The sequence below is a fragment of the Helicobacter rappini genome, assembly GCF_900198625.1.
GTDB classification, from domain to species: domain Bacteria; phylum Campylobacterota; class Campylobacteria; order Campylobacterales; family Helicobacteraceae; genus Helicobacter_A; species Helicobacter_A rappini.
On record NZ_FZPK01000053.1, the window covers coordinates 1 to 15,564 of the forward strand.

Below are 15,564 nucleotides of genomic sequence, written 5' to 3' on the forward strand. Positions count from 1 at the left end.
TCTCCCTCCCCCCTAAACAAACAAATCAAATCAAAAATATTTTTAATTTTTGATTTTGCATTTGTTTTTATATCTACTCTAGCATTTAATATGCTAGAGTTTTGTATATTTGTATCTCTATATAGTATAGAAACTGACTCTTTTGGATACACTTTTGATTCATTTGAATACATTTCTGTATCTGTGAAATTTGCAATATTTTTTTGCTTTGTTTTGCTATATTTATTAACATAATTTGGTACAATATCACTTGAAGTTTGAGAGTTGCTATGTGCTTCTTTAAAACTTTTTCTTCTTACACTTATATAGTTTTGGGTTACTATATACTCTCTGCAAGACTTAACAATTAATTCTCTTTTTACTAACTTCCCTAAGATTTTGTAGAGATGTCCCCGAGCTATGTTTAAGTGTTCTGCTATCTTTGTAATACTTATACGATAACTTTTACAATTACGATTATTGTAGTAGTAGAAAAAATCTAAAACTATTGCCTCTTTTATACCTATGCTTAATGATTTTAATAAACTTGTGTCTATAAAGTAGTTAGACTTCATATTTTAAACTCCTAAAATTAGCAGTTTATGTGTCAATTTTCACTTTTTTACGATACTATAAACACCTAAATTGCTATGTTTTAAGAGAGTTAATAGAATTCTGGAATCAAGCATTATATTTGCAACTTTAAATGCTATAATTACAAAGTTTTTCTGGCATACATCTTGCTTTTAACATAATCTAAAATTTTAAGGTGTTCATAATATGCAAAACAATATTTCTACTTGCTCTAGTCATACAAATAAAAACTCACAACACAATCTAAATGCAGAAGCTGCAAACACCATGCGAATAAATAATAAACGGGGGGGGGGGGGGTGAATCTAGTGAGATCTATAATCAGCAAACAGGTTTTGTCCTTAAGCACGATAATTTTGTAGAATCTGGCACTATTCGCACAAACACACAGCTTAAACTTCAAGGTATGGAATCTGATACCACACTATCTTTACAACCACCTAAAAAAATCGCTGTAATTATCCCCTGCTACAATGAGGAAAAGACTATCGCTCAAGTTATTGATGAAGTCTTTGCTGTCCTGCCAAACGCACATATTTATGTGTTTGATAATAATTCAAGTGATAATTCAAGAAATATTGTTAAAGCAAAAATTGATGAGATTAAATCTTTAGATTGTCATATTGAGCGAAGCGAAATATCCAATATGGAATCTAAAAAAGATTTTTCGTGCTTACACACTCGCACGAGCGGAGCTCTTGCCCACACTTGCAAAAATGACAAGACCGCAGAATCTTACAATTTTGCACCCCTACGCCCCGCATCCACCCATTTGGATAAGAATCTAGATTCTAAAAATTACGCCCTAAACCCCGCAGCCCACCCAAATTTAACGCAGAATCTAGATTCTATAAAAATGCACCCCAAACCCTGCACCCACACCGAATCGGTAGAGAATCTAGATTCCAAAATCCCCACAAAATCCCTCACACTCCATAGTGTTAGCACGCAAGGCAAGGGGGCGGTTATGCGAGAGGCATTTGCCTTGATTGAGGCAGATTTCTACATAATGATTGATGCAGATACTGAACACGATGCTTCTATCTTACCACAAGCACTAGCGTATTTTAGCACTCACAAACTTGATATGCTAAATATCGCAAGAGAGGCAGACTCTAGCACATATCGCAAGGGGCATAGCTTTGGCAATAAGCTGTTTTCAAAAAGCACACAAATGCTTTTTGGCACAAAAATTAACGATATGCTGAGTGGTTATAGAATCTTTTCTCGCCCTTTTGTGAAGAGCTTCCCAGCCCATAGCAATGGCTTTGAGATAGAGACTGAACTCACCATTTATGCCCTAGAGCAAAGGCTTCGCACCGATGAGATAAAAGCCCCTTATAAATCCCGCCCAGAAGGCAGCTTCTCTAAACTTTCAACCTTTAAAGATGGCTTTAAAATATCGCTTATGATTCTAAATCTCTTGTTTAGTGAGCGTCCTTTGCTTGTTTTTGGTGTGCTAAGTGCTATATGTTTTTTGCTGTCTCTATTCTTTGGTGTGCCTGTCTTTGTGGAGTTTTTAGAGACTTCTAAAGTGGCGAGATTTCCTACACTTTTTGTGTGTGTTGGGCTTATGGTGATTGCTGTGGTGCTTTTTATCGCAGGGCTTTTAGCCCATCTTGTTACAAAAAGCATTAAAGAATCTCGCTATTTAGCCTATTTGCAAAGCAAAAGGGAAAGCTATAAGGGCATATATGGTGAGTGATATTGTATCTTATAGAAAAGATTCTAATGATATGGAATCTAGTGTGGATTCTAAAAGAGATTGTTGTGTTAAGCGAAGTGAAATATATTGTCATACTGAAGCCTTTGAGGGCGAAGTATCTAATGTAGAATCTAAACAAGATTTTTCGCCTATGGCTCAAAATGACAAGATTCTAGAATCTACACCAACAAACCACACAAACAAAACCACAAATTCTAGCAGTTGCCCTATGGCTTTGGAGGCTTTGAGCGAATTAGAGGGTAGGAGTTATCTAAGCGATAATGACTATCCCTCTAATTCGCTCAATCGTTCAAATTGTATAGACAAGGGCGAATTTTTACAGAATCTAGATTCCAAAACACATAAAAGCTTAAAACAACTCATACTATTTTTCTGTATCGGTGGGGGCATTACCCTTTTAGAGCTTTTAGGATTCTATATCCTATATAAAATTTTTGGGGTGCATTATATTCTTGCTTCGCTTATTATGTTTGTGCTAGCTAGTGGGATTGGTGTGTGGCTATATCGGAGATTTGTGTTTGGGGAGACACATCTACATTCAAGCCTTGAAGTAGGACTAACCTATCTTATCAACACTATAGGCATAGGACTAAATACGCTAATTCTATGGCTATGTGTGGAGTTTTTGGGATTTGAAGCGATTGTAGCAAAGATTCTAGCTTCTTTGCTTGTGGCATTTTATGGCTTTTATGCGAGAAAGCTTGTCATTTATAGAAAAGAACCTAAATTCTATTTTTACACAAAAAGCCCTGCACCCGCCCATAAAGGTGTAGATTCTAAATTTATCAAAAAGGAGTGTCAATGATTGAAATTCTAAAATCTGTGCGATTAAGCAAGGGGAGTAAAATCGCCCTTAGCGTGTGGTTTATTCTGCTTATGCTTGTGGTGATTATCTTTCTAGCTTTGCGTTTTATGAGTAAGGATAGGATAGATTATGCGGATATGATTGTGGAGAGTGAGATTACTCGCACGATCGAGAAATGTAAGGCTGTATGTAGCGAAATGGCATTTATAAATGTTAAAAATGCAGAATTTGTGAATACATGTCAAAAGCAATGTGAAGAAAATCGTAACGAAACCCACACTTATGAAATCAAGCTAGATTTTAAAAGTAAGATTTTTAGAGCACATCTTACATATGGGGCAATAATTTTAAACGAGGTAGAATGGAGTAAAGATATAGAGCGGTTGGGTGGTGTGGTTTCAATCTATCAGTTATCAAAAGATAATGGCAATCTTGAGATAGTAGCCCCCTATCAATTACAAGTTGGGCAGAACATAGGTATCGCGAGTTATAGCACAGAGTTTTCAACATTGCTCTTGCAAGATTATGCGGGTAGGCTTATTTTCTTGTTTGGGCTTTGTGTGATGATATGGTTTTTATATGTGCCTCTTAGACTATATTTAGCTAGATTTAATACAACACATCCAAAACAGCATATAGAACAATATGCCTTGAATTCTGTGTTATCTTTGAGGGATAAACTCTTTTTAGCATTAAGTGCATGTATTATCATTGCCTTGTTTATATTTCAGTTTTGGCTTGGATTTCCGGGTTATCATGTCATAGGCGATATATATAGAAATATTCAGCTCAATACGACAAATTTTGCCCCAGTGTTACCCTCTTATGTATTGGGAATCTCATATTTTCTTTTTGGAAAACATTTATATTATATGTTTTTACTTAATCTCGCACCATTTTACACTGGACTTTTGTTTTTAGTGTGGGGCTTTTATATTCGCTTTAGAAGTATTTTTGCGATTTTGTTGCTATTTCCTGTGTTTATAGGCAATATCTATTTTCAAAACTTTATTCAGCTAACTAGCTTTTCTTTGCCTATGCTTTTATTTTGTGGTTATGCTATGGTGCTTTTTATGCTACTTGTGCCTTTGTCTCCAAGAAAAGCTAAGATAATGTGGTGGCTTATTGGCATAGTATTCTTCTTCGCGATTTTATGGCGGCATAATGCGATTTTTAGCGTGTTTCCTGTGAGTTTTGTGCTTGTGTATATGTGGCTTTGCAATCGTGGTATAAATACGAAAGAATTTGTAAAAAAATATATAAATGGTGTCATAGCCTGTGCGATACTCTGTCTTTGCGCGGTCATCATTGTGCCACGAAATCTTATCTTTCCTCGCCCTGCATTACCTGCCAATCATGTGTTTTTACATCAAATTGCAGGGGCTTGTGTGCCTGCCGATGATAGCAGCTGTTTTAAAGATGAGTGGTATTATCCAGAAAAAACTTGGAATAATGTAAAGGAGTTATATGCAAAATATCCACGATTTGCAGATCCATTTAATGTTGCTCACGGAACAGAACGCACATTTGCTGTGGGACAGCTTGATGGGCTTCATAGTCAGTGGATTAAGGCAATTTTTAAGTATCCTGCGAATTTTGCACAACATGAGTGGAGATTTTTACAAGCTATGTGGATTCAGAATCCGGGTTGGATATTTAACAGCAGAGAATTGCAAGAAAAACCTACGCACCCATCACATGTAGCAGCAGTAAGTAAATTTAGAGAATCTGAACGAAGCATTGTATTCACACCCACACAAGAAAAGATTTATGACTTTTTATATGAGCATCGTTTGCTTTTAAATCACTTTTGGAGTGTGGCTTTAAGCTTTGGAGTGATGATGCTCTCTCTTATTTTATGGCTAGTTAAGAGAGATTTACGCAATAGTTTGCTTATGTTTAGCTTTGGTGTGGGCTTTGCAGGATTTTTTAGTGCATTATTTATCGTGCTTTTTACCCCTCTTGATGATTCTCGATATATGTCACCGGTATTGCCTTTAGGACTTTTAGCAATCATTGGTTTTATAGCATTTATGCTTGATTGTTATAAAAGGGTTAGGGCGTGATTCTTTAGATTTTTTGGTTTGTATGTAATCTTTGCCATGCAACAATAGAATCATATATCACAATGACTTCAAAGTTTTGCTAATAGATTTCTAACAATCTCTCTAGCAAATTCTTGGAAGTAGCTCACCTTGTGGATATTCTAAAAATCTTTTACTGCCATATTTTGTATGTAACACAACTTTTTGGTGATAGGTAGTTTTGCTTATTTGTGCTTTATTATCTTTAGAATCTTGCAAGTTAAATATCGGGTTAAATACCTTGCTTACTTCACCAATGATTGTGGCATTCACGCCTAGTGTATGCCCTCTTAATAGAGATAACACTTCTTCTGCATATTGCTTAGGCATGGCGATCACACATACACCTTCATTTGCTAGATCATAAGGCTCTAGCCCTAGCATTTCACATACACCATGCACTTCAGAATCTATCTGTATTTTCTCTTCATAAATATCAATACAAGCATGTGAGCTTATAGCCCATTCATTTAAAACGCTTGATAGCCCACCACGCGTAGCATCACGCATAGCATGTATAGGGATATTGCTTTGCAAGAGTGATTCTAACATGGGATAAAGACTAGCACAATCGCTTTGTATATTGCTTGTAATTGCGATATTGTTCTGCTCTAAAAAGATTCTTGCACCATGACTTCCTATCTTACCGCTTAGGATAATTGAGTCGTTCTCGCTTAGATTCTTAGCACTTATGCAATCTTTTTCAACACTGCCAATGCAAGTTGTATTAATAAATATGAGTTTATCTTTTGCTTCTGTGCTATCTGTAACCTTTGGCAATACTTTAGTATCTGCGGATAGAATCTTTATGTTAAGACTCTTGCATTCAAGGGCAATAGATTCTGCAATTTGTTTTAATAAATCTATGTTAAAACCCTCTTCAATAATAAAGCCTATGTTTAAATATAATGGTTTTCCACCCATCATAGCTACATCGTTACTGCTACCACATACACAAAGCTTACCGATATTTCCACCTGCAAAAAATATGGGATTTATAGTATAGGAATCTGTGCTTGTTACATATTTCATATCTTTTATACTAGAAAAGATTCCACAATCTTCATTTGCATAGGGCATAAGGTCTTTGAAATAGGGCATAAAAACCTTTTGCACAAACTCGGCTGCATTTATGCCGCCGCTACCATGTGCTAATGTTACAATATCCATAATTTTCCTTTTTAGTGGTTATTCGTTTTCCATTGCCGATGGGGCTTTATTCATACTTTTCCCAGACAACACATTATTGATTTTATTAGCAATGAAGTGATTACGCGTTGTAAAATGGCTAATGATTTCACCTATAATATCATCAGGTAAGCTATCTTGCATATCTTTACAATGCCCCTTAAACTCATCTTCAGTAATACCTGCTGAATCTTCAAATAGCTCAATGTATCTTCGCATGAGTTTTTGCTCTCTTTCTTTCTGTAAGACTTGCTGCATAATCTCATCATAAGTGGCTTGTAAATCTGCGATTTTCATATCAAATAATTCATTTTTTGTGTAAATACCACTAATTTCTAGAATCTTAGCAATAAGAGTGCGTTTCTCTTTGCTATTGTCATAGAAAGGTTTATATTCAGATTCTAAATCTCTGCTTAGAAAAGTTTGCATGATATTAAGCTTTGTTTCAGCTGTTGAGCGTAAATACTCTAGCGTCCCAGAGCTTTTATAGCGATTGTGCAGTTTCTCTAACCATAGCACATCATTACGCATACTTTCATAATGTGCTATGAGTGTTTCTCTCTCTTGTGGTGGCAAGGATTCTAAATCGCTTTTAATCTTATCTAGCACCTCATCTTGCACTCTTGCATGCACGATTGCTATAATCTTTTGCAAACGAGTATAAGGCACAGGCATTTTAATCTCCGCCATAAAAGCGATTAAATCCGTTGGCATATAGGTATGCAAAAATTCATATAAAATATCATATATATCATCTGTTGTTTGAGCCTGCTTTAAGACATCGATAACATCTCTTTTCTTCGCCTCTAAAAATTCTATTTCAGAGTTTTCTTCCTGCAACAGATTATGATAATATGAGATGCCCTCACGCACAATGCGTTCATACTCTGTTTGCAACTCTTCAAGCCCTAAATCCACTACATTATCAACACCATGTGTCCGCAAGTATTCCTTTAATGCAATGCTATCGTGCATATTTTTCCTTTTATTTGCCTTGTAATCTCTGCGTAAAAGTATAGCATATTAAGAATATTTTGTTATGTGAGTTTCTAGACTAGATTCTATGTGAATATAGAAAAATTTGCTAAAAAAATGTAGAATCATCTTTTCATACATTACTACTTAGGAAATATGCCATGCAAGACCAAGCAATGCTTACCATCATTCTACCAACTTTTAATAAGAAAGATTATATCGCCCAAACCCTAGAATCTATATTCATGCAAAAGACTATATATAGCTATCAAGTCATTATTGCTGATGATGCCTCGAGCGATGGCACACTTGATATTGTGAGAGAATATAGTCTTAAGTATCCAAATGCAATACAGATTTTAGAATCTAGTCAAAATCAAAAGCTTTTTAAAAATATAGTGAGGGCTTATGAAATAACAAAGACTGAGTATTTTTGCGTGCTTGACCCAGATGACTACTGGATAGATGAAGAAAAAATACAAAAAGCACTTGATTTTTTAGAAGAGAATAAGGACTTCACAGCGTATTCTCAAAATACACGCATGTTATATAGTGATGGCACGACAAAAGAATATATCGGGGCGAAAGAAGACAAAGTCTCAACCTTTGATGATTATTTAAATGATAGGGCGATTTTTGGACATACTTCAAGCTGTATTTTTAGAAATGTGATCTTTAAAGACGGACTTCCAAAGCAACTGCAACATTTGCAATATGTAAGTAATGAAGTGTCATTTCGAGGCGATTCATTTCGCAATCTCATTCACATGCATAAAGGCAAAGCTATGTATAAACCTGGAATAGATAGCGTATATAGAATCCATAGCGAGGGCATTTGGCAGTCTCTAGATACAAATAAGCAAATGATTATAGGCTGCATGTTTCATAAAGATATGTATTTTTATTTTGATAAAAAGTATATAGAGTTATTGTTTTTCTCATATAGGCTTTATGAGCGACTTTTGCAAAAAGAAAATTTGATTACTACTTTTACAATGGAGCATAAAAACTTTATGTCCTTAATGAATGAACTCTATGAATTACATGGAATCTATAAGCCATTATTAGCCCAGCTAAAAGAGACTAAAAAGCCAAAAAGTTTAAAATATAAATTCTTTTTATCATGCTATAAATTCTTACATAAAAAGCTTACTAAGAAAGGGTATTTGTAATTGTGTGGTAAGCAAAAAATTGTTATTGTATTGTTTAACTTGTTTTTAGACACTAGATTCAAATGATCCCTGCAATATGCAGTAAAAATCATAGACAAATACGCTTATATATTAAGTCTTTAGAATCTAATTGCTACAATGCACACTCAATCCAGCACTTGCCTGTGTTGTAGGCATAATCTCAATAGAGTTAATATTTACATGTGGTGGTTGAGTGCTTACCCAAAAGATTATTTCTGCGATGTCTTTTGCATGGAGTGGCTTTGTGTGTTTATAGACATTATTTGCCCTCTCTTTATCGCCATGAAATCGCACAATGGAAAAATCGCTTCCCTCACATAATCCGGGTTCAATATTACTCACGCGGATATTTTTATCATACAAATCAGCACGCAGGTTACGACTAAATTGCTTTACAAATGCCTTTGTAGCCCCATATACATTTCCACCACGATAGGCATAACTACCAGCAATAGACCCCACATTAATAATATGCCCACTTCCCTTTGTTACCATGTTGGGCAAAATGCAATGTGTGATATGGCTTAGAGCTTTTATATTAGTGGCAATCATTTCTTCCCAATCGCTATAACTCGTATTTTCCGCACTTTCAATGCCTCTTGCAAGACCAGCATTATTGACTAAGATATCAATATCTAAATCTTTTGTGCTTTTTGTGATAAATTCTTTATCACAAATATCTCCAGCAAGGATTTCAACACAAATATTTTTTTGCATTGAGAGTATCTCTTGCTTGAGTTTTTCTAGCTTTTCTTTTCTTCTTGCGATAAGATAGAGTGCGATATTATCCCATTCTCTTGCATAAGTTAGGGCTAGATAGTAGCCAAAGCCAGAGCTTGCCCCTGTTATTAAGATATGCTTTGTATCTTGTGTGTTATCCAGCATGTTTTTCCTTTGTATTTATACTAGATTTCAAATTCCTGTCATATTGAGTGCATAAGCATGAAATATCTTGTTGAGATTCTATGCTAGATATTTCACCGAAAGGTTTAGCATGGCAAACGGAAGTAGATTCTATACGCCACACTTAAACACAATATTTGAGACATGGTATTAAACCCAAACGCAATGGATATATGTTTTCAAAACTTTATTTAAGCCCTTTCCCAAACGAAACAAAAAATTAAGTGAAATCACATACTTAAATCTCACCCCGTGTTTCTAATACCTTGTGCGATACCAATGATTGTGCCATGGATTTGTTCCATAAGGCGGTGGCGTAAATCTTCATATTGTGCTTGTTTATATTTTCTTACAAGCTCGATTTGCAGAAGGCTTAGAGCCTTAATATTTGGCATACGCGTAAGGATAGTCTCTCTTACTTCTTTATTGCTATCTAAAAGTTCATTTTCATTGCGAGTGATGAGTAGCCACTCAAGTGTTTCATTATATTCATTATGGATTTTACTCCAAATACTTTGCTTTAGTCCAAAATCTTGCACAAAGTCATTATACATTTCTGCTATCTCCATATCGACTTTAATGAAGCCTTGCACGATATTATCAATCGTAGTTTTGAAAAATACAGAATCTTTATAGCAATCTTGCAGTAGCTGCTTATCACCTATGCCCTTCAATGCACTACCTAAGCCATACCACGCGGGGATAATAGATCTATTTTGCGTCCATGCAAATACCCAAGGGATAGCACGCAAGTCTTCTACTCTCTGTGTGTCTTTTCTCTTGCTAGGGCGAGAGCCTAAGTTTAGATTCTGTATAAATTCTATCGGTGTAGCTTGTTTGAAATAGCTTACAAAATTTGGCGTTTCATACACTAAATCCCTATAAGTGCGATATGAGATTCTAGAAAGCTCTTCTAGCTTTGGTAGATAGGGATCTACATCGCATTTAATCTGTATATTTTTATCAACGAGAACAGAATCTAGATTCTTTGTATTTTGCACCCCACCATTTGAGTTAGGATTAAGATTCGCACAAAAGTTATCATGCACCGCTTTTTTCAAAAGACTTGCTAGAGTAAGGGCAAAGCTTCTAATAGCTACGCGTGGATTAAGATAGCGAGATGAGATGATCTCACCTTGTTCTGTTGTCTTCAAGGTTGTGCCGATACTACCGCGTGGAAATGCTAAAAGTGCGCTTTCAAGCTGCCCGCCACCACGACTAATGCTACCACCTTTGCCATGGAAAAGCATGAAGTGAATGCCTAGTCTTTGTTCTAACTTCACAAGGTTTGAAATCGCTTTATAAAGAGAATAATTAGAAGTAAAGATTCCACCATCTTTACTAGAATCAGAGTAGCCTATCATAATTTGTTGTGCGTTGCCAGAATCTTTTAGATATTGTCTGTAATGCTCGTTTTTACTTAGCACTTCTAGAATCTCTTGTGCGTTTTCTAAGTCTTCTATGGTCTCAAATAGTGGTGTAATAAAGATTCCAGACTTGCCATCTTTTATGATACATTCACCATTATCAGTTGTTTTTACCTTGCCTTTTTGCCATAATCCACTGCAGTATGCAAGATATAGCACAGCAAGTAAATCACTAGCCCTTGTTGTCATGGATACAATCACACTTTTTAAAATATCCTTGCTGATTGCCTTTTTCGCCCATAAGATTCGTAAAAACGCATTGAGTGTATGGCGAGTTTGAGAGCTTACTTCCCATAAAATGCTATTTAGATTTAGTGGTGGCTCACTTAAGACTTTATTTAGAATCTCAATCTTTTTTGACTCATGTCTGTGTATAAAATCACTATCAGTATAGCCAAGAAGACACAAGACTTCAGAAACTGCATTCATATACATATCCCTATGCTCTCTAAAGTCAAGCTGCATGAGATGGAATCCACCAAGTAATACAAGATTTCTTAAACTCTTTAGTCGCTTTGCAGCAATAGAATCCAGTGAAGCAATAAGCATATCAATATCTTCTAAAAGTTCTTTTGGATTTTGATAGGTAAAATCTACTTCGCCTACTGCATTGACTTTTAATAAATGATTCTGTAACTTCAATTTAATGAGATTAAGCTTTGCGCGGAATGGCTCTCTTTCATGAAGCTTTAATGATGTTTGATTGAGATAAGACTTTTCTTTTTGTAACGATTTTTGCAATTCTTTACTTGGAGTGCAAAAATCAACCGATAATGATAGCTCTCTTATGAGTTTATTAATCTCTTTTATATAGGTTTGTATGATTAATTCATGTTGCATTTTCATAACGCGTGTCATCATCTCATTACTTACAAAAGGATTGCCATCTCTATCGCCACCTATCCAGCTACCAAGCTTTATGGGGGATATTTTTAGCGGCTTATTTAGCCTATTTGAGACTTGATTTAGCACCCTTAAGGCACTAGGTAAAATGCTATTTTCAATGATAAATAAAAGATTATCAAGCTCAAAAATTACTTCAAGCTTTTCACTACGCACCAAATGGCTTTTCCACAAAAGGTGTAACCTATACTTAATACTTTCTCTACTTTGGGCTATCTCCCTATCTTTGTAGGGGATTTGCTCACTTGGCATATATGAGAACTGCTCTATTTTTTCCAGCTCTCTTGTAATCTCTTGATGGGCTTCAAGGAATGTGCGGCGGCGAGATTCTGTTGGGTGTGCGGTAAATACAGGATAGAATCTAATAGATTCTAATACTCTATCGCAATCAATTCTATCAAAGCCTTCTTCTTCAAGATTCTTATACGCAGTAGCAATGCTTCGAGATACACTTGCGATTTTTGCTTGTTCTTGCTCTTCATAGATATTTAAGATGATATTATGCAGAGAACATGCTTTGATAACGCCCATTAAATACTGACTCTCACTTATTTCATGGAAAAGATCTTTAATCTTTGTGGAATCTGTATTTTTATCTCTTAGAGAATTAAAAAGCATGAGAAATGTTTCTTTGACTTCTGGGCTATTTTCTTCAATGACTTCAAGCAGAATTGTTTTTAAAAATTCATATTTGCATAATTCTTGTTGCATTCTGTTCCCTTTTCTCGTGAATTTATGATATTATATACTCAATTTTTATTTTTTAAGATGAAATTTTAAAGGAATGTAACATGGCATTACAAGTATATTACGATAAAGATTGCGATTTAGGGCTAATTCAAAAGAAAAAGGTAGCCGTCATTGGCTTTGGGAGTCAGGGGCACGCACACGCTGAAAATTTGCGAGATTCAGGCGTAGAAGTCATCATCGGGCTGTATAAAGGCGGCTCTAGCTGGGCTAAGGCTGAAGCAAAGGGCTTTAAGGTGCTAGAAGTAGCTGCGGCGACAAAAGAAGCCGATGTGATTATGATCCTAATCCCAGATGAGCTGCAAGCTGATGTATTCACACAGGATATTAAGCCAAATTTGAGTGAAGATAAAATCATCGCCTTTGGACACGGCTTTAATATTCATTTCGGGCAGATTCAAGCCCCAAAGGGTGTGGGCGTGATAATGGTAGCACCCAAAGCCCCGGGTCATACGGTTCGAAGCGAGTTTGTAAAAGGTGGTGGAATCCCAGATCTAATCGCAGTAGAGCAAGATACAAGCAGGGGCGATGCAAAGGCGATTGCCCTAAGCTATGCAAGTGCGATTGGTGGGGGCAGAAGTGGCATTATAGAAACCACTTTTAAAGACGAGACAGAGACAGATCTCTTTGGCGAACAAGCTGTGCTTTGCGGTGGGGTGAGTAGCCTTGTAAAAGCGGGGTTTGAAACGCTCGTAGAAGCGGGATACCCTGAAGAGATGGCATATTTTGAGTGTTTGCACGAGCTAAAGTTGATTGTGGATTTAATCTATGAAGGGGGCTTAGCAAATATGCGATACTCTATCTCAAATACCGCAGAATACGGCGATATGGTAAGCGGACCAAGAGTGATAAATGCAGAATCTAAAAAGGCGATGAAAGAGATTCTAGCAGATATACAAGAGGGACGCTTTGCTAAAGACTTTATTTTGGAGCGAAAGGCTGGGTATGCGAGAATGAATGCAGAGAGAAAGAATCTAAACGCTCACAAAATTGAAAAAGTCGGCGGTAGGCTAAGGGCTATGATGCCTTGGATTGGCGCAAATAAACTTGTGGATAAGGATAAGAACTAGATATATCTGTTTTTGTAGCAAAATATACATTGTTTAGTGTGATATGCATTTAGTGTTGCATAAGTGTGTATCAACTATAATTGAGCTTTAATTTTGTCTTTGGTGTATAGACTATCAAGAATGTTTCATTGTCGTATCTCATACAAACTTCTAACATAATATCTTTTAAATTTTTGCTTCTTTGTTTTTTGGCAATTTCGATTATAAGGATTACGCCTTAAAATCCACATCCACTCAGCTTTGATGCAGAATGCGATTTTTATTCAAATAAGCTAGGTGTAGAGTGCAAGGAGTGCAAAATGGTAAGGACCTGGATTCTAGATTCTGCGCTAAATTTGGGTGGGCTGCGGGGTTTAGGGCGTAATTTTTAAACTCTAGACTCCACCCCAAAATTCTAACCGACATTTTTTTCATTGTCAAGTCGCTTTATTTACTCTAAGTTGAAATAAAAAAGGTGGGCTTGGCAAATATCCCCCCTCCAAATTCCCAAAAAACCGATATTTTCTCTAGTTGTATAAGTTTATAAGAGTTAGCTAGAAAAAATTTTTAAAAATTATATGCTTGTGTGTAATATTGTAACTTATATAATGATGAGTTAGCATAAGTGGGTAATTGCTTTTTAATGTAAGAGTAAAAATTCCCCTTGTGTGTTGTGTTGCTTATGATTATAGCGTGTCAATAGCCTTTATAATCTAGCTTAAATAAAGCCTTATTTAAAACTTAAGAATAGCTTAAAATTTCATTGTTGGAATCGCAATTCTATCCAAAGTCCACAAAATAGGGCATAAAATGTATATGTGTGTCAAAATTTGTGTCATCAGTGTATTTTTTGTGTCATTTATGTATGATAGAAAATCTTAAAGAATGAGATAAGTTGCAGAGAGATTGAAATATTTAAAGCTTTATGGCTTGTATGATTGGCTCTTGTAAAGTTGTCTTGCTTTGATTGGCTTTTGTGTAAATGTAAAGGCTAGTGTGATTTATGTTTGCATGATTTAGGGTTTTTTTGTGCTATTTGTGTAATTTTGGCTGATATTCCACTGAAATAAGGCTAAACTCGGCTAAATAGGCTACATTGGGCTAAAATTTGCTAAAAATACTCACTAGACTTGCATTTTCTTGCAATTTTGTTAAATTCTCGAGCTGTTTGCCTTATTTCATAGTGTTTTTGTCAAATAAACATGCAAACAATCTTTTTTATATGTTCTCTCTTATATATATTACTATCAACAAACATGTAAAATATAAAAATCTCGGGCAAAATGTGGCGTGTGAATTGTAAGGCTTTGAGAATGCAAAAAATGCAATTTTGGCTTTCAAAGTGTGGCGTGAAAAAACACTCAAACACAAAGACACAGAAACATTGAGAAACAAACAAAAACGCATAAATTTAGATTTTTGGCTTTAAATGTGGCATGGCAAATATGGCAACATAAACGATAAATGGATCGCCATGACTTGCTTTGCAAGGGTCGCAATGACTACTATAAATAATTCAAACCTTTAAATGTAGCGTGTGAGCTTAGAAAAGGTCGCACTGGCTTGCATAGAATCTAAACTAAACAATACAGAATCTAGACAAAAACAACAAAAAAACAAGATTAAGATTCTAAACACAGCAGAATCTAGCACACAAAAATATATAAAACAAGATCCCACAACACATTCAAACACTAGCAAAAAAACACTTAGCACACCAAAATCTCTAAATCCCTAAAGTATTCTTTCATTACAAATTTATCTTGGCTTTTATCATTGGCATAATCTTTATTCTCAACTTCTACTAAGGCTTTCAATCTTACATTATACGAGCCTTCTTTATTAAAAGACTTTAATATATTATCCTTTTGACTACTCACTTCGCCATCACCAAAATCCCATTCAACTTCTACTAACTCTATGGAAGTAACAATATGAAATCCTATCACTTCATCAATGGCAATAACACTTTTAGTAGCATATATCTCTAG

13 protein-coding genes are annotated in these 15,564 nt (G+C 35.5%); 6 read left to right on the forward strand and 7 right to left on the reverse strand.

All coding sequences use genetic code 11. The features are described from left to right. Positions 1 to 554 (reverse strand): MarR family winged helix-turn-helix transcriptional regulator (locus tag C6H17_RS09810; RefSeq protein WP_005220146.1); only part of this gene is annotated, 554 nt, incomplete at its 3' end. 425 nt (positions 555 to 979) lie between these two features. On the opposite strand from C6H17_RS09810, the gene C6H17_RS09815 reads away from it, so the two are divergent. Genes C6H17_RS09815 through C6H17_RS09830 form a run of 3 tightly spaced genes read left to right on the forward strand, consistent with a single transcriptional unit; the run spans position 980 to position 5,170 of the window. After that, positions 980 to 2,278, forward strand: coding sequence for a glycosyltransferase (locus C6H17_RS09815; RefSeq protein ID WP_040463394.1), 1,299 nt, complete (start codon positions 980 to 982; stop codon positions 2,276 to 2,278). Further along, positions 2,268 to 3,104 carry a GtrA family protein gene (locus C6H17_RS13560; RefSeq protein WP_005217721.1) on the forward strand — a complete coding sequence of 279 codons (837 nt, stop codon included), beginning with the start codon at positions 2,268 to 2,270 and terminating at the stop codon, positions 3,102 to 3,104. The genes C6H17_RS09815 and C6H17_RS13560 overlap by 11 nt, the downstream gene beginning before the upstream one ends. Then, a complete protein-coding gene (locus tag C6H17_RS09830) occupies positions 3,101 to 5,170 on the forward strand; it encodes a hypothetical protein (RefSeq protein WP_005217722.1) in 2,070 nt (689 codons plus the stop codon). The genes C6H17_RS13560 and C6H17_RS09830 overlap by 4 nt, the downstream gene beginning before the upstream one ends. A gap of 102 nt (positions 5,171 to 5,272) precedes the next feature. On the opposite strand, the gene hypE is transcribed toward C6H17_RS09830, so the two are convergent. Further along, on the reverse strand, positions 5,273 to 6,358 hold the full coding sequence (gene hypE, locus C6H17_RS09835) for a hydrogenase expression/formation protein HypE (protein ID WP_005217724.1): 1,086 nt from the start codon (positions 6,356 to 6,358) through the stop codon (positions 5,273 to 5,275). Between the two features lie 18 nt (positions 6,359 to 6,376). Continuing rightward, entirely contained in the window at positions 6,377 to 7,351 is a 975-nt protein-coding gene (locus tag C6H17_RS09840; RefSeq protein ID WP_005217725.1) for a hypothetical protein, read from the reverse strand. Positions 7,352 to 7,512: 161 nt separating this feature from the next. Between C6H17_RS09840 and C6H17_RS09845 the strand changes: the two genes are divergently transcribed. Beyond that, complete coding sequence (locus C6H17_RS09845) at positions 7,513 to 8,523, forward strand: glycosyltransferase family 2 protein (protein WP_005217726.1); 1,011 nt, start codon at positions 7,513 to 7,515, stop codon at positions 8,521 to 8,523. A 126-nt stretch (positions 8,524 to 8,649) separates the two neighbouring features. Here the strand turns inward: C6H17_RS09845 and C6H17_RS09850 are convergent, their stop codons facing one another. Then, positions 8,650 to 9,429 (reverse strand): SDR family NAD(P)-dependent oxidoreductase, encoded by a 780-nt coding sequence (locus C6H17_RS09850; RefSeq protein ID WP_005217727.1) that lies wholly within the window; start codon positions 9,427 to 9,429, stop codon positions 8,650 to 8,652. Between the two features lie 263 nt (positions 9,430 to 9,692). Then, complete coding sequence (locus tag C6H17_RS09855; protein ID WP_005217728.1) at positions 9,693 to 12,488, reverse strand: phosphoenolpyruvate carboxylase; 2,796 nt, start codon at positions 12,486 to 12,488, stop codon at positions 9,693 to 9,695. Positions 12,489 to 12,568: 80 nt separating this feature from the next. Between C6H17_RS09855 and ilvC the strand changes: the two genes are divergently transcribed. After that, entirely contained in the window at positions 12,569 to 13,594 is a 1,026-nt protein-coding gene (gene ilvC / locus C6H17_RS09860; RefSeq protein WP_005217730.1) for a ketol-acid reductoisomerase, read from the forward strand. Between the two features lie 234 nt (positions 13,595 to 13,828). Here the strand turns inward: ilvC and C6H17_RS12305 are convergent, their stop codons facing one another. After that, positions 13,829 to 13,999 (reverse strand): hypothetical protein, encoded by a 171-nt coding sequence (locus C6H17_RS12305; protein ID WP_155243508.1) that lies wholly within the window; start codon positions 13,997 to 13,999, stop codon positions 13,829 to 13,831. A 1,111-nt stretch (positions 14,000 to 15,110) separates the two neighbouring features. On the opposite strand from C6H17_RS12305, the gene C6H17_RS09865 reads away from it, so the two are divergent. Further along, positions 15,111 to 15,311 (forward strand): hypothetical protein, encoded by a 201-nt coding sequence (locus tag C6H17_RS09865; RefSeq protein ID WP_040463206.1) that lies wholly within the window; start codon positions 15,111 to 15,113, stop codon positions 15,309 to 15,311. On the opposite strand, the gene C6H17_RS09870 is transcribed toward C6H17_RS09865, so the two are convergent. Then, the coding region (locus tag C6H17_RS09870) for a PKD domain-containing protein (protein WP_104731424.1) at positions 15,283 to 15,564 on the reverse strand (282 nt) is incomplete at its 5' end. The two genes, C6H17_RS09865 and C6H17_RS09870, sit on opposite strands and share 29 nt — an antisense overlap.